This window comes from Glycomyces tarimensis (assembly GCF_054776215.1).
Genome location: NZ_BAAHCB010000019.1, coordinates 75087 through 93146, shown reverse-complemented (window position 1 = coordinate 93146; position 18060 = coordinate 75087). Strand labels below are relative to the sequence as shown.

General features: G+C 70.1%; 21 protein-coding genes and 1 riboswitch. Of the genes, 17 read left to right on the top strand and 4 right to left on the bottom strand.

What is annotated here, in order from left to right; genetic code table 11:
• Positions 1-62: 62 nt before the first annotated feature.
• From ACYVK3_RS14470 to ribH, 14 genes are all read left to right on the top strand, one after another.
• The gene (locus tag ACYVK3_RS14470) at positions 63-428 is read left to right on the top strand and encodes a GntR family transcriptional regulator (RefSeq protein WP_460498032.1); all 366 of its coding nucleotides are present in this window, start codon (positions 63-65) and stop codon (positions 426-428) included.
• Positions 425-1303, top strand: coding sequence for an ATP-binding cassette domain-containing protein (locus ACYVK3_RS14465; RefSeq protein ID WP_460498031.1), 879 nt, complete (start codon positions 425-427; stop codon positions 1301-1303). Before ACYVK3_RS14470 ends, ACYVK3_RS14465 begins: the two co-directional genes overlap by 4 nt.
• A 2-nt stretch (positions 1304-1305) precedes the next feature.
• Entirely contained in the window at positions 1306-2052 is a 747-nt protein-coding gene (locus tag ACYVK3_RS14460; protein WP_460498030.1) for a hypothetical protein, read from the top strand.
• Positions 2053-2054: 2 nt separating this feature from the next.
• On the top strand, positions 2055-2720 hold the full coding sequence (locus ACYVK3_RS14455; RefSeq protein ID WP_460498029.1) for a hypothetical protein: 666 nt from the start codon (positions 2055-2057) through the stop codon (positions 2718-2720).
• A 205-nt stretch (positions 2721-2925) separates the two neighbouring features.
• Positions 2926-3477 carry a peptide deformylase gene (def, locus tag ACYVK3_RS14450; RefSeq protein WP_460498028.1) on the top strand — a complete coding sequence of 184 codons (552 nt, stop codon included), beginning with the start codon at positions 2926-2928 and terminating at the stop codon, positions 3475-3477.
• Positions 3478-3504: 27 nt separating this feature from the next.
• Complete coding sequence (gene def, locus ACYVK3_RS14445) at positions 3505-4065, top strand: peptide deformylase (RefSeq protein ID WP_460498027.1); 561 nt, start codon at positions 3505-3507, stop codon at positions 4063-4065.
• Positions 4062-4985 carry a methionyl-tRNA formyltransferase gene (gene fmt / locus ACYVK3_RS14440; RefSeq protein WP_460498026.1) on the top strand — a complete coding sequence of 308 codons (924 nt, stop codon included), beginning with the start codon at positions 4062-4064 and terminating at the stop codon, positions 4983-4985. Before def (ACYVK3_RS14445) ends, fmt begins: the two co-directional genes overlap by 4 nt.
• The gene (locus ACYVK3_RS14435) at positions 4982-6307 is read left to right on the top strand and encodes an RsmB/NOP family class I SAM-dependent RNA methyltransferase (protein WP_460498025.1); all 1326 of its coding nucleotides are present in this window, start codon (positions 4982-4984) and stop codon (positions 6305-6307) included. The genes fmt and ACYVK3_RS14435 overlap by 4 nt, the downstream gene beginning before the upstream one ends.
• A 125-nt stretch (positions 6308-6432) precedes the next feature.
• Positions 6433-7776 (top strand): glycoside hydrolase family 6 protein, encoded by a 1344-nt coding sequence (locus tag ACYVK3_RS14430; protein WP_460498024.1) that lies wholly within the window; start codon positions 6433-6435, stop codon positions 7774-7776.
• 73 nt (positions 7777-7849) lie between these two features.
• Positions 7850-8527 carry a ribulose-phosphate 3-epimerase gene (gene rpe, locus ACYVK3_RS14425; protein WP_460498077.1) on the top strand — a complete coding sequence of 226 codons (678 nt, stop codon included), beginning with the start codon at positions 7850-7852 and terminating at the stop codon, positions 8525-8527.
• A gap of 7 nt (positions 8528-8534) precedes the next feature.
• Positions 8535-9521: a GGDEF domain-containing response regulator gene (locus ACYVK3_RS14420; protein ID WP_460498023.1), complete on the top strand. Its 987-nt coding sequence runs from the start codon at positions 8535-8537 to the stop codon at positions 9519-9521.
• Between the two features lie 67 nt (positions 9522-9588).
• Positions 9589-9731: riboswitch (FMN riboswitch) on the top strand.
• Between the two features lie 85 nt (positions 9732-9816).
• Positions 9817-10407, top strand: a complete 591-nt coding sequence (locus ACYVK3_RS14415) for a riboflavin synthase (protein ID WP_460498022.1) — start codon at positions 9817-9819, stop codon at positions 10405-10407.
• On the top strand, positions 10404-11657 hold the full coding sequence (locus ACYVK3_RS14410; protein WP_460498021.1) for a bifunctional 3,4-dihydroxy-2-butanone-4-phosphate synthase/GTP cyclohydrolase II: 1254 nt from the start codon (positions 10404-10406) through the stop codon (positions 11655-11657). The genes ACYVK3_RS14415 and ACYVK3_RS14410 overlap by 4 nt, the downstream gene beginning before the upstream one ends.
• A gap of 1 nt (position 11658) precedes the next feature.
• Entirely contained in the window at positions 11659-12129 is a 471-nt protein-coding gene (gene ribH / locus ACYVK3_RS14405) for a 6,7-dimethyl-8-ribityllumazine synthase (RefSeq protein WP_460498020.1), read from the top strand.
• A gap of 51 nt (positions 12130-12180) precedes the next feature.
• Here ribH and ACYVK3_RS14400 read toward each other — a convergent pair whose 3' ends face one another.
• Positions 12181-13095 carry a Rossmann-fold NAD(P)-binding domain-containing protein gene (locus ACYVK3_RS14400; RefSeq protein WP_460498019.1) on the bottom strand — a complete coding sequence of 305 codons (915 nt, stop codon included), beginning with the start codon at positions 13093-13095 and terminating at the stop codon, positions 12181-12183.
• Between the two features lie 115 nt (positions 13096-13210).
• Between ACYVK3_RS14400 and ACYVK3_RS14395 the strand changes: the two genes are divergently transcribed.
• Positions 13211-13996 (top strand): TetR/AcrR family transcriptional regulator, encoded by a 786-nt coding sequence (locus ACYVK3_RS14395; protein ID WP_460498018.1) that lies wholly within the window; start codon positions 13211-13213, stop codon positions 13994-13996.
• 38 nt (positions 13997-14034) lie between these two features.
• Here the strand turns inward: ACYVK3_RS14395 and ACYVK3_RS14390 are convergent, their stop codons facing one another.
• Complete coding sequence (locus ACYVK3_RS14390) at positions 14035-14739, bottom strand: glycoside hydrolase family 12 protein (RefSeq protein WP_460498017.1); 705 nt, start codon at positions 14737-14739, stop codon at positions 14035-14037.
• Positions 14740-14954: 215 nt separating this feature from the next.
• Here ACYVK3_RS14390 and ACYVK3_RS14385 point away from each other — a divergent pair, with 215 nt between their 5' ends.
• Together ACYVK3_RS14385 and hisG are read left to right on the top strand one after the other, a co-directional pair.
• Entirely contained in the window at positions 14955-15218 is a 264-nt protein-coding gene (locus ACYVK3_RS14385) for a phosphoribosyl-ATP diphosphatase (RefSeq protein WP_460498016.1), read from the top strand.
• A 27-nt stretch (positions 15219-15245) separates the two neighbouring features.
• Positions 15246-16091 (top strand): ATP phosphoribosyltransferase, encoded by an 846-nt coding sequence (gene hisG, locus ACYVK3_RS14380; protein ID WP_460498015.1) that lies wholly within the window; start codon positions 15246-15248, stop codon positions 16089-16091.
• 8 nt (positions 16092-16099) lie between these two features.
• Here the strand turns inward: hisG and ACYVK3_RS14375 are convergent, their stop codons facing one another.
• Both ACYVK3_RS14375 and ACYVK3_RS14370 read right to left on the bottom strand, forming a co-directional pair.
• A complete protein-coding gene (locus tag ACYVK3_RS14375) occupies positions 16100-17557 on the bottom strand; it encodes a PH domain-containing protein (protein WP_460498014.1) in 1458 nt (485 codons plus the stop codon).
• The gene (locus ACYVK3_RS14370; protein WP_460498013.1) at positions 17554-18060 is read right to left on the bottom strand and encodes a PH domain-containing protein; all 507 of its coding nucleotides are present in this window, start codon (positions 18058-18060) and stop codon (positions 17554-17556) included. Before ACYVK3_RS14370 ends, ACYVK3_RS14375 begins: the two co-directional genes overlap by 4 nt.

The following is an 18060-nucleotide window of genomic DNA, read 5'->3' as shown; positions in this document are numbered from 1 at the left end:
CTTCGTGTTATGGTTCGTTAGTAAAGTAGTGAACCTCAGAACCGATTGACTAAGGAGGCGAGATGTTCGATGACGGCACGCCGATCTATCGGCAGATCGCCGACCAGATCAAGGCCGAGATCTTGAACGGATCGCTCGAGCCGGGAGGGAAGGTCATGTCGACGAACCAGTACGCGGCGTTCTATTCGATCAACCCGGCCACCGCGCAGAAGGCGTTCCGGGAACTGGTCGACGAAGGCGTCCTCTACAAGCAGCGCGGCGTCGGCATGTTCGTCGCCGACGACGCCCGCGACAAGCTCGTCGGCGAATTCCGTGCCCGCTTCTTCGACGACGTGCTCCAGCCACTCATCCACGAGGCCCGGCAGGCCGGGATCTCGGTATCCGACATCATCCAGTACCTCCAAGCCCAGGAAGGCGCCCTGAAATGAGCTTCTCCGTCAGCCTCCGGGACGTGACGCTGAAATACGGCGACACCGAAGCCCTCTCCGACGTCAGCCTCGAACTCGAGCCCGGCAAGATCTACGGACTCCTCGGCCGCAACGGCGCGGGCAAGACCAGTCTGCTCAGCCTCCTCGCCGCCTTCCGCAAGCCCAGCGACGGCGAGGTCCTCGTCGACGGGCAGCCCGTGTGGGAGAACATCGCGATCGTCTCCCGGGTCTGCCTCATCCGCGAGGGCGGCGACTTCGACGACACCGATACCGTCAAGTCCACCCTGGAGACCGGCGAACTGCGCCCCTCCTGGGACCGCGATTACGCCTTCCGGCTTGCCGAGCGGTTCGAGCTGCCGCTGTCCAAGAAGGTCCGCGACCTCTCCCGAGGCAAGCGCTCGGTCCTCGCGGCCGTCTGCGGGCTGGCCGCCCGCGCCGAGCTGGCCATGTTCGACGAGGTCCACCTCGGCATGGACGCCCCCACCCGCGACGCCTTCTACAAGGAACTGCTCAACCAGTACATGGAGCGGCCCCACACCGTCATCCTCTCCACGCACCTCATCGACGAGGTCGCCAACTACCTCGAAGAGGTCGTCATCGTCGACAAAGGGCGGGTCCTGAGCCACGAGAACGTCGAATCCTTCCAGCGCATGGGCGCCAGCCTCACCGGCCCCGCCGAGGCCGTCGACTCGATCACCGCGGGACTCGAAGTGCTCTCCGAGCAGCGACTCGGCGGCACCAAGAGCGTCACCGTCGCCACCGGCCTCGACGCCCCGGCCCGCGAGCGCGCCGCCGCGGCCGGCATCGAGATCGGCCCCGTCGGCCTGCAGGACCTGTTCATCCACCTGACCAATCCCGACCGGACGGGAGCCTAGCCATGCCCAACGCCACCCTCGCGGGCCGTCGCCACGCATTCGGAATCGGTCTGACCGCCGAAGCCCTCAAGTACTTCGCGTTCTGGATCGCGGCCGTGGTCATCGGGGCGCTCGTGCTGCCCGCGATCGTCGCCCAGACCCGCTCGATCGAGATCTCCGCGTGGTACTTCGCCGCCAACTCCGGGAACATCTTCACCGCGATCGTCGCCGGCACGTTCCTCGCCGCCCTGCTCCCGACCATGATCGCCCAGGGGCTGACCCGCCGCGAACTCGCCACCTCCATGGGCTGGTTCGGACTGCTGTGGAGCCTCGCCCTCGGTGCGTTGACGGCCGCCGTATTCCTCGCCGAACACGCCGTCTACGAGGCCTTCGACTGGAATCAGTCGATCCAGGGCGAGCCCGGCGATCTCGCGCTCGAATCGGTCGGCGACGTGATCGTGTTCGCCGCGCCGTACCCGTTGACCTACCTCCTCTACTTCACCGCCGGTGCGCTCATCGGCGCCGCTTCCTACCGCTGGGACGCCGGCTGGCTCATCATCGTGCCCGCCGTCCCTATCACGCTCGCCCTGGACGACGCCATCTCAAGCGCCGAGCCGTGGGGACCGGGCTGGCTCCGGGTCGTCACCAGCGTCACCGACGACATGGGCACGTGGTCGTCCGTCGTGGCGATCCTCGCGGCCGTGGCCGTCGGCGCCTGGATCTGTCGCCGCATACTCATCGACACCCCGATCCGCGCGAAGAGGGGTTGATCATGAAGACCGTCCTCGCGCGGCGCCGATACCGACTCGGCGTCCAGCAGTTCTCCCGCGCCGTACACGCCTTCCGCTGGTGGGTGATCGCCGGATTCCCCGTCACCTTCGGGATCGCGATCGTCTTCGCCGACGTCATCGAGACCGGCGCCTGGATGATCACCGCCGCGGTGTTCCAGTGGTTCGTCGGCATCTGGTCCGGCGTGACCGTCCACTACTTCCTGCCCTCGCGGGTCGCCATGGGCCTGACCCGCCGCGAGGCCACCGTGTCGCTCGCGGTCTTCGGCGCCCTGCTGACCGGTGCGGCGGTGCTCGTCGTCGCCCTCGGGCTGTTCGCCGAGTACGCACTGCTCTCGGCCTTCGCCGAACCGGGCCTCACGCTCGGGGAGACGGCCTCCCGCGCCGCCAGGTACCTGCTGGTCACCCCGCTGTACTGCTGCACCGGCCTGGCCTTGGGGGCCGCGGCGGTCCGCATGCGCGGCGGCATCGGCGAGGTGCTGCTCCTGATCGTGACCGCCTCCGCCCTGGGCGTCGTCTGCATGGCGTTCGAATACGGCGAATGGTGGTTGCCGCAGTGGACCCCGGCCGGCGTGGCCCTCGTCGCCGCGCTCGCCGCCGCCTTCGTCCTGCTGCTGCGCGACGCCCCGGTCCTCCAGAAGCGGTTGTGAACGATGGGCGTGCTCGCAGCGGAGGTCCCCTTCATCGTCGCCGTGCTGGTCGCCTGCGCGGCGGCCAGCACTGTGGCGGGGCTGCTGCTGGTCTCCGGTCCGCAGCCCCGGCCGCGCGCCACAACCCGCACCGACCCCTCACGCGACGCCTGCAGCGAGTGGGACACTGGAGAACGGCCAGTTCAAGCGTTGAGAGGTCAGCACATTGTCGATCCAGCCCATCCGTCTGTACGGCGACCCGGTCCTGCGCACCGCGGCCGAGGAAGTCGACGCCTTTGACAAGGAACTGCGGGGCCTGGTGAAGGACCTGCTGGACACCATGCGAGACGAGGGCGGCGCGGGGCTCGCCGCACCGCAGCTCGGTGTGAGCAAGCGGGTGTTCACCTTCGATGTGGACGACGTCGTCGGCCACATCGTCAACCCGGTCCTGGAGTTCCCCGACGAGGAGGAGCAGGACGGGCCGGAGGGCTGCCTGTCGCTGCCGGGCCTGTACTTCGACACCGTCCGCCGCCAGAACGTCATCGCCAAGGGCTTCAACGAGTACGGCGACCCGCTCCAGATCGTCGGCACGGGGATGATGGCGCGGTGCCTCCAGCACGAGACCGACCACCTCGACGGCATCGTCTTCATCGACCGGCTCGATTCGGATCGGCGCAAGGCCGCCATGGCGGAGATCCAGTCCCAGGACTGGTATAACGACGACGTCAAGATCAAAGTCTCCCCGCACGACAGCAAGGGCGTGTTCTTCAAGTCCTAAGCCGAGCAGCCGAAGGAAGGCCAGCGCTTGTCCATCCAGCCAGTGCGCCTGTACGGCGACCCGGTGCTGCGCACCCGCGCCGCCGACGTCGCCGAGTTCGACGACGCCTTGCGCCGATTGATCGACGACCTCCACGACACCCTCGACGACCAGCGGGGCGCCGGCCTCGCGGCACCGCAGATCGGCGTCGGCCTGCGCGTGTTCGTCTACGACGTCGAGGGCCGCCGGGGCCACATGGTCAACCCGGTCCTGGAACTGCCCGACGACGAGACGCAGGACGACGACCTCGAGGGGTGCCTGTCGCTGCCCGGCGGGCTCTATTATCCGAGGCGGCGGCGCGTGCGCGCGATCTGCCGCGGCTTCGACATGCGCGGCGAACCCATCGAGGTCCGCGGCGAGGGCTTCATGGCCCGCTGCCTCCAGCACGAGGCCGATCACCTGCAGGGGCGCCTGTTCGTCGACCGGCTCGACGCCGCGCCCCGGGCCGAGTTCGAGGCCGACCTCGAACACCAGGACTGGTACCGGGCCAACCGGACGCACGTCCACACCGACCGAGACCAGAGCAAGGGTGTGTTCTTCAAGCAATGAGGATCCTCTTCGCCGGCACTCCGGAGGTCGCGCTGCCGACCCTGGAGGCGCTGTTCGCCTCCGACCACGAACTCGTCGCCGTCCTGACCCGGCCCGATGCGCCGGTCGGGCGGGGCCGCAAGGTCTCCCGCTCCCCGGTGGCCTCCTGGGGCGACGAGCACGGCGTCGAGGTGCTCACCCCGGCCAAGCCGCGCGAGCCGGAGTTCCTGGAGCGGCTGCGGGACCTTGCCGTGGACGTGGTGCCGGTGGTCGCCTACGGCGCGCTGGTGCCTCCCGCGGCCCTGGAGATCCCGCGTCTGGGCTGGATCAACCTGCACTTCTCGCTGCTGCCCGCCTGGCGGGGCGCGGCTCCCGTCCAGCACGCGGTGCTCGCCGGCGACGAGATGACCGGCGCGTGCGTCTTCGAACTGGAGGCCGGGCTCGACACCGGGCCGGTCTACGGACGCCTGACCGAGCCGATCGGCGAGCGCGACACCGCAGGAGACCTGCTCGGACGGCTCGCCGAGGCCGGCGCGAGGCTCATGGTCGACGTCGTCGACGGCCTCGCGGCGGGCATCCTGGAGGCCGAGCCGCAGCCCGAGGAGGGCGTCTCGCACGCCCCCAAGATCGCCGTCGAGGACGCACGCGCGCGCTGGGGTGACCCGGCCTTCGCCGTGGACCGACGCATCCGGGCCGTCACGCCCGCGCCGGGCGCGTGGACGGAGTTCGAGGGCGCGCGCCTGCGCTTGGGGCCGGTGACCGTCGATCCCGACGGCCCCGAGCTCGCTCCCGGCGAGGTCGCCATCGCCAAGCACAGCGTCCACGTGGGCACCGCCACCGACCCGGTGCGGCTCGGCGAGGTCCAGCTGGCCGGGAAGCAGCGCATGGACGCCGCCGCATGGGGCCGCGGCGTCCAAGCGGAGAGCCCTCGACTCGTATGACCCGTCAGAACCCGCGCCACGTCGCCTTCGAGGCCATCCGCGCCGTCAGCGCCGAGGACGCCTACGCCAACATCGTGCTGCCGAGGCTCCTGGCCGTCACCGAGCTCGACGGGCGCGACGCCGCGCTCGCCACCGAGCTGACCTACGGCACCCTGCGGAGCCTGGGCACTCTCGAAGCGATCATCGCCGCCGCCTCCGGGCGAGACCTGGACGGGCTCCAGACCGATCTGGTCGACGCACTGTGCTTCGGCGCCTACCAGCTGCTGTACACGCGCATCCCCGTGCACGCGGCCGTCTCGACCACCGTCAGCCTCGTCAAGGCCGCGGTCAATCCGCGCGTGTCGGGCCTGACGAACGCGGTGCTCCGCAAGGTCGCCGCGCGAGACCTCGACGGCTGGATCGCGGAGCTGGCCTCCGGCGAGCGCATCGGCGACCTCGCGCTCCGCTACGCCCATCCGAAGTGGATCGTCGAGGAGTTCGACGCGATCCTCGGCCCCGACGAGACGCCGCGCGCCCTGGAGGCCGACAACGTCGCGCCGCCGGTCCACCTGTGCGCCAAGCCCGGGCGCGTCGACCGCGACGATCTGGCCGCCAAGGCCGGCGGGACGCCCGGGCGCTGGTCGCCGTACGCGGTCCATCTGCCCGGGGGCGACCCGGGGAAGGTCAAGGCCGTCGCCGTCGGGCGCGCGAGCGTTCAGGACGAGGGCAGTCAGCTCGTCGCCCTCGCGCTGGCAAACGCTCCCATGAAGGGTCCGGACGCCTCCTGGGTGGACCTGTGCGCCGGCCCCGGCGGCAAGACCGCCCTGCTCGGCTCGCTCGCCGCCCAGCGCGGCGCGGCCGTCGACGCGGTCGAGGTCGCGCCACACCGTGCCGAACTGGTCGCCAAGGCCGCCAAGGGCCTGCCGGTCACGGTCCACACCGGCGACGGGCGCGACTTCGGCCGCCCCGGCAGCGCCGACCGCGTCCTCGTGGACGCCCCGTGCTCGGGGCTCGGTGCGCTGCGCCGGCGCCCGGAGGCTCGCTGGCGCAAGCGGCGCAGCGATATCGACGGCTTGTCGGTGCTCCAGCGCGAGCTGCTGGCCTCGGCGATCGAGCTGGTCCGGCCCGGCGGCACCGTCGCCTACGCCACCTGTTCGCCGGTCCGCGCCGAGACCGTCGAGGTCGTCGGGGACTTCCTCGGGCGCGGGGGAGTGGAACTCATCGAGGCGCATTCGATCACCGATTCGGTCCCGGATTCGGCGAGGGACGGTCTCGTGCAGCTGTGGCCGCAGCGCCACGGCACCGACGCGATGTTCCTGGCCCTGCTGCGCCGCACGGCCTGACCGGCGATTCGACGCAATTCGACGCCCCCTCTCGACGCCATCAAGTGGTAGCGCTACCATCGACATATCGATGACTGTGAATTTCACCGCCCTTGCCGGTGGAGTCGACCACGAAGGAGCAAGCCATGAACCGAAGAAGGAGACTCGCGGCGATCGCCGCGGCGGCGGGCGCCGCTGGACTGGCTGCGGCCACCGCGCTCCTGCTGGCCCCGAGCGCGTCAGCGCAGGGCGAGAGCCTGTGGGCCAACCCGAACACCCAAGCGGCCGAATGGGTCGCCGAGAACCCGAACGACTCCAGGGCCGCCCTGATCGGCGAGCGCATCGCAGAGACCCCGGCGGGCGTCTGGTTCACCGAGCACAATCCCATCGGCGGCATCGGGGCCCAGGTTTCGAACGTCGTCTCGGCGGCCGCCGCGGACGGTGACACGCCCATCATGGTCGTCTACAACATCCCCGACCGCGACTGCGGCGGCCACTCAGGTGGCGGCGCGCCCAGCCACGACGCCTACCGCGACTGGATCGACCAGTTCGCCTCGGCGCTGTCGGGGCCCGCCTACATCATCCTCGAACCCGACACCCTCCCGCACAACTGCGCCGACCCGTCCCAGCGGAACCAGTCGCTGATCCACGCGGTCCAGGCGCTCAAAGCCGCCTCCTCTCAGGCCCGCGTCTACCTCGACATCGGCAACTCCGCCTGGCTCGCTCCCGGCGAGGCGGCCAGCCGCCTCCAGGGCGCCGGTATCCAGTACGCCGACGGCTTCGCGATCAACGTCTCCAACTACCGCACCACACAGGAGGCGACTTCCTACGCCCACCAGATCCAGAACATCGTCGGCTCCGACAAGGGCGCGGTGATCGACACCAGCCGCAACGGCAACGGACCGCTGGATCCGCCCGACCCCAATGACTGGTGCGACCCGCCCGGCCGCGCCATCGGGGACTACCCGACCACCTCGACCGGCGTGAACGGCATCGACGCCTACCTGTGGGTCAAGCTCCCCGGGGAAGCCGACGGCTGCGCCGGCAGCGCGGGCCAGTTCATCCCCGACCTGGCTTACACCCTCGCCAGCAACGCCGGATCCGACTGGCCCGGCAATGTCAGCACCGACCCGCCGACCGACGAGCCCACCGACCCGACCGAGCCGCCGACCGACGACCCGACCGAGCCCGCCGACGGCGAGTGCTCCGCCGAGATCGTCATCGTCAGCGACTGGGGGAGCGGCTGGCAGGGCGATGTGCACGTCACCGCCGGCGAGCAGTCGCTCAACGGTTGGACCCTGACCTGGAGCTGGCCCAGCGGCCAGTCCGTCTCGAGCTCCTGGAACGTCGAGCTGAGCCAATCGGGCCAGACCGTGACCGCCTCGGACCTCGGCTGGAACGGCGCGATCGCCTCCGGTGAAACCCGGAATGCCTTCGGCTTCATCGGAAGCGGCTCCAGCGCCACACCCACCATCGAGTGCAGCGCCTGACCCAGGACTCACTTCACACCCGGTGTCCGGCCTGTGTCGCAGTTGCGCGACCTACACTATGCGTGTGGCACAGATCGAAGCGGCACAGGCCGACACCGTCATCGCTCCGAGTCTGCTGGCGGCCGACTTCGCCCGCCTCGCCGAGGCGGCCGAATCGGTCGACGGGGCGGTCGACTGGCTCCACGTCGACGTCATGGACAATCACTTCGTCCCCAACCTCACCATCGGCCCACCCGTCGTCAAGTCCCTCAAGGCCGCCACCGACATCCCGCTCGACTGCCACCTGATGATCGAGGACCCCGAGCGGTGGGCCGTCGGCTACGCCGAACTCGGCGCCTACAACGTCACCTTCCACGCCGAGGCCAGCGCCGACCCGGTCGCCCTGGCCCGACAGATCCGCTCCGCCGGCGCCAAGGCCGGGCTCGCGATCGACCGCGACACCCCCGTCGAGGACTACCTCGACCTGCTGCCCGCGTTCGACACGCTGCTCATCATGACCATCAAGGCCGGATTCGGCGGCCAGGAGTTCATGCCCGAGCTCCTCGACAAGGTCCGCACCGCCCGAGGCCACATCCGCTCCGGGCACCTCGATGTGCGCATCGAAGTGGACGGCGGCATCGGCGAGGACACCATTGCCCAGGCCGCGGAGGCCGGCGCCGACGCCTTCGTCGCCGGCACCGCCGTCTACGGCGCCGACGACCCCTCCGAAGCCTGCCGCCGTCTGCGAGCCCGCGCCGACGCCGCCAGATGAGCGCACCATGTCCGCCTCGAGCCCCTCAGAACTGGTCCTGATCGCCGACTCGGACCATGAGATCGCCGAGTTCCTCGCCGCGCGGCTGCGCGCCGACGGCTTCGACACCGCGCTCGCCCGCGACGGCTACCAGGCGCTGGCCGGGATCGCGCTGCGCCGGCCCGGGATCGTGCTCTTGGAGGTCCACCTGCCGTTCATCGACGGCCTCGCCCTGACCAGGCAGCTGCGTGCCGACCCCGCCACCGCGAGCCTGCCGATCATCCTCGTGTGCGCCCAGCCCACCTCCGCGGACAAGATCGCCGGGCTCAAGGCCGGAGCCGACGACTACATCGCCAAGCCCTTCGACCCCGCCGAGGTCTCCGCCCGCATCGACTCGGCCATCCGCCGCCACCGCGAGATCCGCGAGTCCTCGCCGCTGACCGGCATGCCGGGCAATGACCGCATCCTGCGCGAACTGTCCTCATGGATCGCCCGCGGCGATCCGTTCGCCTTGTGCTACATCGACATCGACCATTTCAAAGCGGTCAACGACGTCTACGGCTTCGTGCGCGGCGACGAGTTCATCAAGGGGCTGGCCGAGTGCGTGTACTCCGCCGCCGGCGACGCGGGCGCCGCACCGGTGTTCCTCGGGCACGTCGGCGGCGACGACTTCACCATCCTGTGCACCCCCGAGCACGCCCGCCCCGTCACCGACTTCGTCAACGACCACTTCGCCCTCCGGGTCCGGCAGCTGTGCGACCCCGACGACGTCGAACGCGGCTACATCGAGCACGCCGACCGCTCCCGGCACATCACCCGCTCGCGCCTGCCCACCCTCTCGATCGGCGTCGCCCTCTCCACCCACCGGCGCTTCGCCGACCCGTACGAGGCCGTCGCCGAGGCCACCGCCCTCAAGAGCGTCGCGAAATCCCACGCCGGGCCCTACGTCGCCTTCCCCGGTGGCAAGCCGCCTGGCACCAAGCGGCGCCCCGTCTTCTGGACCAACGACCAGTGACAGTGAGACAAACCCCACGGAATAGCGACTGCCCATTGCGACCGTGGCACAATTCGGAGTAACAAACGCGCGTCAGCGGGGTCGGTGAAATTCCGAACCGGCGGTGAGCGGCCCAAAGCCGCGAGTCCGCGACCCGTCCGCATCCAGCGGACGGTTGACCCGGTGAGAATCCGGGACCGACGGTCAGAGTCCGGATGGGAGCAGACGCGTCGCGAAGGGCCTCGGCCTGCCGCGAACTTTCCCTGACCCCGCCTGCGTGCGTGTCGAATCCGCAGTAGGTAGGGGGTCCCACCCGATGTTCACCGGAATCGTCGAAGAACTCGGCGAAGTCGTCAAGACAGGCGAGTCGAGCCTGTCCGTCCGCGGTCCGCTCGTCACCTCCGACGTGGGCTTCGGCGACTCGATCGCCGTCAACGGAGTCTGCCTCACCGTCGTCGCGCTCGAAGGCGACGTCTTCACCGCCGACGTCATGGCCGAGACCTACCGGCGCACCGTCATCGGCGCTCTCGAGGTCGGCGACCGGGTCAACCTCGAACGAGCCGCCACCCCCACCACCCGCCTCGGGGGCCACCTCGTCCAGGGCCACGTCGACGGCGTCGGCGAGATCACCGCCCGCAAACCCGCCGCCGAATGGGAGGAGGTCTCCTTCCGTCTGCCCGAAGGCCTGGGGAAGTACGTCGTCGAGAAGGGCTCGATCACCGTCGACGGCACCTCCCTGACGGTGGCGGCGATCGACGGCGACGAATTCACCGTCGGGCTCATCCCCGCCACCCTCGAAGCGACCACACTGGGCCGCAAACAGGTCGGCGACCCGGTCCACCTCGAAGTCGACGTGATCGCCAAGCACACCGAGAAACTTCTGGAAGCGAGCGGGAGCCTGCGATGAGCGACATCCGACTGGACGGCGTCGAGGACGCCATCGCCGACATCGCCGCCGGCAAGGCGGTCATCGTCGCCGACGACGAGAGCCGCGAGAACGAGGGCGACCTCGTCTTCGCCGCCGAGGACGCCACCGCCGAACTGCTGGCGTTCACCATCCGACACACCGGCGGCTACATCTGCGTGGCCATGCCCGCCGACACCGCCGACCGGCTCGTCCTGCCCCCCGCCTACCACACCAACCAGGACTCCAAGGGCACCGCGTTCGCCGTCTCGGTCGACGCCCGCAAGGGCCTCACCACCGGCATCTCCGCCGCCGACCGCGTCCGGACCATCCGCGTCCTCGCTGACCCCGACACCGGGGCCGACGACCTCAACCGGCCCGGGCACGTCGTGCCCCTGCGCGCCGAGGACGGCGGCGTCCTCGTCCGCCGCGGCCACACCGAAGCCGCCGTCGACCTCACCCGCCTGGCCGGCAAGGAGCCCGTCGGCGCGATCTCGGAGCTGATGAACGACGACGGCACCATGATGCGACTGCCCGAGCTGCGGGCTTTCGCCGACGAACACGACCTCAAACTCATCACCGTCGCCCAGCTCGTCGCCTGGCGCCAGCGTACCGAAGTCCACGTCAAGCGGCTCGCCGAGGCCCGCCTGCCGCTGGAGGCCGGCGAGTTCACCGCGATCGGCTATCGTTCGGCCTTCGACGGCGACGAGCACGTCGCCCTGGTCAAGGGCGACATCGGCGACGGCCTCGACGTCCTCGTCCGGGTCCACTCCGAATGCCTCACCGGCGACGCCTTCGGCTCCCTGCGGTGCGACTGCGGCCCGCAGCTCCAGGCCGCCCTGCACGCGATCGAGGCCGAAGGCCGCGGCGTCGTGCTCTACATGCGCGGCCACGAAGGCCGCGGCATCGGCCTGGTCCACAAGCTCCAGGCCTACCAGCTCCAGGACAACGGCCGCGACACCGTCGACGCCAACCTCGAACTGGGCCTGCCCGCCGACGCCCGCGACTGGGCCGTCGGCGCGCAGATCCTCGCCGACCTCGGCATCAAGTCGATGCGCCTGCTCACCAACAACCCGGACAAGCGCGCCGGGATCGAAGGCCACGGCCTGGAGGTGCTCGACCGGGTCGCTCTGCCGACGCACACCACGCCCGACAACATCGCCTACCTGACGACCAAGCGCGACCGCATGGGGCACCTGCTGGAGGACCTGCCCCCGCTCACGCCCGTCCAGACCACGGCGGAGGCGGCCTGACATGGCAGGACACGGAGCGCCCGAGGTCGCCGTCCCCGACGCCGCGGGCCTGACGCTCGGCATCGCCGCCACCGACTGGAACGCCGAACTGGTCGACCAGATGCTCGCTCGCGCCCGCGACGCCGCCGCCGACGCCAAGTGCGCCGAGCCGGTCGTGGTGCGTGTGGCCGGCGCCGTCGAGCTGCCGATCGCCGCCCAGGCGCTGGCCCGCCGCTTCGACGCCGTGGTCGCTCTCGGCGTGGTCATCCGCGGCGGCACCGCCCACTTCGACTACGTCTGCAAGTCGGTCACCGAGGGGCTCACCCGCGTGGCGCTCGACGAGTCGACGCCGGTCGCCCAGGGCGTGCTCACCGTCGACAACCTTGAGCAGGCCGTCGCCAGGGCCGGATACGCCGGCTCCAGCGAGGACAAGGGCTACGAAGCGGTCGTCGCGGCGCTCGGCGCCGCGCTGGCGATCCGCTCGCTGCCTTGATCGAACCAGTACGAGGGGCGCTGTCCGACCGGACGGCGCCCCTCGCCGCACTCACGACTGCGCGTCCAGGCGCGCGAAATAGGCTTCCACCAGCGGCTTGCCGATCCCTGTCATCCACTGCTCGAACGTGAGCAAGCCCGGGTGGATTGCGCGCAGCGCCTCGATGTCCACCTCGATCGGCGTCTCGTTGATCGTCGCGATCATCTTGGCCGTGCTGGGGCTGGAGGCGCGGATCTGCTCCATCGGGATCTCCGCGTACGGCACCTCGCGCCCCACGACACGACTGATGAGCGCGGCCTTCTCGACCTGCGTCATATCGTCGCCGGCCAGCGTGTACGCCTCGCCGCGGTGGCGTTCGGGCTCGGCGAAGGCGATGGCGGCGAACGCGGCGATGTCGGCCACGGCGATGAGCGGCTCGTACGTGTCGGCCCACAGCGTCGAGACCAGCTTGCCGTCCTGGAGCTCGCGCGGGGAGTCGAACGTGTTCTCCATGAACGAGGTCGGGCGCAGGAACGTCAGCGACAGGCCCGATTCCCGGAGCGCGGCCTCGGCTTCGGCCTTGCGACGTACCAAGTCCATGTCGGACTCCATTCGCGTGCCGATGCCGACCACCGAGGAGTGGACCATGTGCGTCACGCCCGCGTCCCTCGCCGCATCGCCGAGCTTCGCGGCCGTACGAGCCTCGTGCTCGGGGTCGTGTCCGTAGGGGCCGCCCTCGTAGGCCCCCGCGTGGACGCTGAAAACGCCCCATGCGTCGGCCACGGCGCGATCGAGCGACTCGCGGTCGTCGAGGTCGCCGGTGACGACCTCGACTCCCGCCGCGGCCAGCGCCTTGGCACGATCGCTCGACGCGTCGCGGCTGAGCGCCCTGACCCTCCAACCGTCGGCCAGCAGGCGGGAGGCCACGGCCCCGCCCTGCCTCCCCGTCGCACCGGTGACGAGGATGGTGTTGACATCGGAGCTCATGAGGAGTTCCCTTCTGTTTCGAGGGTCGCCGGATAGTATCGGGAACGGCAACCCGGTTGATGAAACGGAATGCTACACCCGTTTAATCTCGAGTATGGGAGGGGGAGCCGTGTCCGTGTCCGCCCAACGGAGCGAACGCGCCGACGCCCAGCGCAATCGGCAGAAGGTCTTGGAGACGGCTGATCGCCTGCTGGCCGAGCGGGGGACCTCGGTGACCCTCGGGGAGATCGCCGCCGCCGCAGGTGTCGGCGCCGGGACGGTCTATCGCCATTTCCCCACCAAGGACGCCTTGATGGCGACCGTGCTCGACCACCGGACCGAGCAGCTCACCGCTTGGGGGAGGGCCGTTCGAGCGGAGCTGGAGCCCGGTGAGGCCTTCTTCGCGTTCCTGCGGCACGTCGCCGAGCACGCCTTCGCCAACCGCGTCATCTGCGAGTCGCTGGCCTCGCGCGGCGACTGGCAGCAGCCGTTGAAGATCGAGGGGCGCTGCATGATCGACTCGCCGCTGGCCGAGCTGCTCAGGGACGCGCAGCGGGTCGGCGCGATCCGGGGCGATCTGGAGCCCGAGGACGCGCGGGCGATGATGCTCGGCTTCGTGGCGATGGCGCAGGCGCTCGACTCACCCGAGCGGGCCGGCCTGCTCGCCGAGGTGATGTGGGACGGGCTTCGGCCCGAATCGAGACGAAACCACGAGTTTAATAACGAAACCTGGGATGACGCCACGCCTCGTGACGAAACTGGCCGCCCCAGGGGTGACGAAAGCGGCCACCGCTGCGCGGTCTGCGGCGATCCGATCGCGGCCGCCGGCACCGGGAGGCCGCCGAAGTACTGCTCCCCGGCCTGCCGCCAGCGGGCGTTCCGTGCCAAGCAGAAGGCCGCGGCCGAAGCCGCGGCCCGATGACACCGCTTAGCGACTCGCCTTGATCCGCGGGACCGACTTTAGGTCGACAGCGAGTAGTTGTTGACCCGGAAGTCGCGCCCGCCGGCGGACGAGGTGATCTCCCAGCCGAACTGGATCTGGTCGATGCGCACGTTCGGCAGACGGCCCTGGTTGACCAGCCACTGGCAGTGAGCGGTGATGTTCACCGTCGAGCTGGTGGTCTGACTGTGCGCCAGAAAGCTGTAGACGGGGTTGCCGCCGTTGTGGCCCTGGTAGTACCGCCAGTTGCGCCCGCCGAGGTTCACGTCGGTGACGAAGCTGCCGAGCGGGCCGACGTTCGACGTCCACTGGGTCCAGATCATGATCTCGTGCGCGTGCCCGTCGCCCCATACGTCGTAGGCGGTGTTGTAGGCCAGGCCCGAACCGCTCGGGACGGTGACGTTGTGGGAGCTGGAGACGTTCCCCATGTTGGAGACGTTGCGCCCGAGCGTGTACGACACGTTCGGATAGGACTTGATCCCGCCGGTGTTCGGGTGGTCGGCCCACACGCCCCAGTTGCTGTGGGAGTTGGCCCAGATCGACTGCGAACCGGCGCCGGAGCCCCAGATGTTGTTGTAGATGGTGTAGGGGCCGGTCTGCCAGTTGCCCCACTGGTCGCTCGAGGACCACGTGGCGGCCTGTGCCGGGACTTGGAGGCCTCCTACCGCGGCGGCGGTGGCGATGGGGGCGGCCACGGCGGCGGTGAGGAGAGATCTGCGTCGCATGGGGGCACTGCCTTTCTGAAGTCGTGCTGACGGTCGATGACATTCGGGATTTATGAATGTCAATAGGTTAATTAGATCATGTGCCCCAATTAATGTCCAGCAGCCGTCGCTCGGCTCGCCCGAAAGCGCTTCCGAGCGGCCGTGCGGCGACGGGGCGCACGCCGCGGCGGTGCGGACGTCGCCACCCGCCGCCGAGCCACGTAGAATTCGGTGCCGTGAAGACCTTCGAGCAGCTCTACGCCGAACTCGCCGAGAAAGCACTCACCCGCCCCGAGGGCTCGGGAACCGTCGCCGCCCTCGACGCGGGAGTCCATGCCATCGGCAAGAAGGTCGTGGAGGAAGCCGCGGAGGTCTGGATGGCCGCCGAGTACGAGTCCGACGAGGCCGCCGCTGAGGAGATCTCCCAGCTGCTCTACCACGTCCAGGTCATGATGATCGCGCGAGGCATCGGCCTCGACGACGTCTACAAGCACCTCTAGCAGTCCGTCTCCGAAAGGCCCACGTAAATGCTTCGCATCGCCGTGCCCAACAAGGGCGCGCTGTCCCAAGGCGCGATCGACATGCTCGCCGAGGCGGGCTACCGCCAGCGCCGTTCCACCCGCGACCTCCAGGTCGTCGACGCCGACAACGAGGTGGAGTTCTTCTACCTGCGCCCCGGCGACATCGCCACCTATGTCGCCTCCGGCGACCTCCACCTCGGCATCACCGGCCGCGACCTGGCCGTCGACTCCAGCGCCGACGTCGAGGAGGTCCTCCCGCTCGGCTTCGGGCGCTCGACGTTCCGCTACGCAGCCCGGCCCGGCACCGTCGATTCGGTCGACGGTCTCGGCGGGCGCCGCATCGCCACCTCCTACCCGGGCGTGGTGCGCCGCGACCTCGAATCCCACGGCGTCGAGGCCGAGATCATCAAGCTCGCCGGCGCGGTCGAGAACGCCATCGCACTCGGCGTGGCCGACGCGATCGCCGACGTCGTCGAGACCGGGACGACCCTCAAGCAGGCCGGGCTGGCAGTCTTCGGCGAGCCGCTCATGCGCTCCGAGGCCATCCTGGTGCGCAAGTCCGGCAACGGTGACGCCACCGCTGTCGGCCAGCTGCTGCGGCGCCTGCGCGGCGTCCTGGTGGCCCGCTCGTATGTGATGCTCGCCTACGACGTGCGCGCCGAGCTGCTGGAGAAGGCCGTGGAGCTGACGCCCGGCATCGAGTCGCCGACGGTGTCGCCGCTGCATCGGGAAGGCTGGGTGGCCGTTCAGTCGATGACGGAGCGCTCGGACCTGCACCGGGTCATGGACGCGCTGTACGAGCTGGGCGCTCGCGGCATCTTGGCCTCGAACATCGACGCCTGCCGGCTGTAGGCCGCGCCTCAGCTCAGCCGCGGCTCCTCTGCCGCCGCGGCGGCGTCGGCCCTGACCCGCAGTTCGACGGCGATCGCGACAGCCTCGGCGGCGTCGCGGTGGACGGCGACGGCGTCGTGGGAGGGGCTTCCGGTGATCCTGGCGCGCACCGTCGCGAGGCGCTGCGCGCGCTGGAGCGGGCCCTGGGCGACCTCGACCTGTTGGATGCGGGCGTACGGGACGGCCACGGTGGTGGTCTTCAGCAGCCCGTAGCGCACCGCGAAGACCTCCTCGCCGAGTCCGGCGCCCCTGATCTTCCATGTGAACGGCGTGCGCCACCGTGCCCGGCGGGGCGGTCTGGTGAGCGTCGCGGTCACGTCGTGCCAGTCGACCTTCGGCAGCGCGGTGTGGGCGACGTGGCGGGCTTCGCCGAGCGTGCCGACCGGCAGCAGGGCCGAGCCTCGTACCATCCCCTCGACGCCCTGCTGGGCGATCGAGGCGGTCGCGACCTGCACGCGCCGCCATCCTTTGAGCCGCCACATCACCGGCAGTTCGACGCTGACGGCGGTGATCCGGCGCAGCGGGACGACGTTGCTGTGCTTCTCGGTGAGGCCGCGTTCGACGCGCAGGCGCCCGTCGGCTCGCGAGAGCGTGAAGTGCCAGTTGCGCAGGATGCCCGAGCCGGTCTGGACGATGGAGGTGATCAGGCCGAACAGGACCGGCAGGCCCGCTGCGGCCCATACCTCGGCGTCGACGTCGTTGGCCTCGAGGATCGCGTTGAACGTGGCGCCGGCGGCGATGAGCAGGCCGAACGCGATGAGCGTCGGCGGCAGGGTCTCCAGGATCGTCCCGGCGACGAGGCGTCCCGTGCCGACCTGGGCGATCACGGCTTCGTCCTCGGCCTCGGGGGCCTCGTCGGTCGGCTCCGTTCGTGTCACCTCCTGCCGCCGCGAGAGCGCGAGGAGCTGTTCGCGCAGCTCTTGGGCCTCGCCGAGTTTGAGGTAGGACAGGGGCGCCTCCGTCTCGGAAGCCCCGGCGACCTCGATGCGGAGCTGTGCGAGCCCGAAGATCCGGGCGCGGATCGGCTGGGCGACCTCGATGCCCTGGAGGCGCTCGAGCGGCAGGGTGCGGCTCTTGCGGATGAGGACGCCTTCGGTGATCTGGAGCTCGCCGCCGACGACGCGGTAGCCGGTGAACAGCCACGACAGCAGGCCGCTGCCGGCGCCGATGATGCCGGCGAAGATGGCGATGACGATGCCGAAGAACGCGTTCTCCTGGATGTACATCTGCCACGACGAGGCCAGGACCACGGCGATGAGCAGCCGGAAGCTCTCGAGCAAGGGCGTGAGCGGATGGAGGCGGCGCTTGGGGATCTCGACCGGTGCCGCGATGGAAGCCATGCCGGGGCCGATCGGCACCGGCGCGATCGACGGCGCGGGCCACTGGTCGGGCGGCGCGGCGGGCTGGCGCTCATCCTGCTCGCTCACAGTCCCTCCCGGACCTCGGCGGCGCGCGCCGACAGCCGGTCGCGCAGCCCCTCGGCGACCTGCGGGTGCAGGCCCGGGATCTCGGTGACCGCGCCGAGCGCCGCGGTGCGGATCTGCACCGTGGTCAGGCCGAAGGCCCGTTCGATCGGCCCGGCCTTGAGATCCACGAGCTGGATGCGCCCGTAGGGGACGATGCTGAGCTCGCGGAACAGCAGGCCGTGCTTGACGAGCAGGTCCTTCTCGCGTTCGGCGAAACCCCAGGCTCGGACGGCTCTGACGATGATCAACGAGCGCAGCGCCGCGATCACGGCCGCCGCCCCGAGGGCGTAGAGGATGCCGTCGGCGCCGAGCCACAGCACGAGCGGGATCACCAGGATCAGCGCCAGAACGAGGACGCGGATCGTCATCCCCAGGAGGCGGACGGTCCGGAGTTCCTGGGCCATGGGCTGCCATTCGAGTTCGGTCGGCCAGTGGTCCCATACGGGATGCGTTCTCGGGCTCAT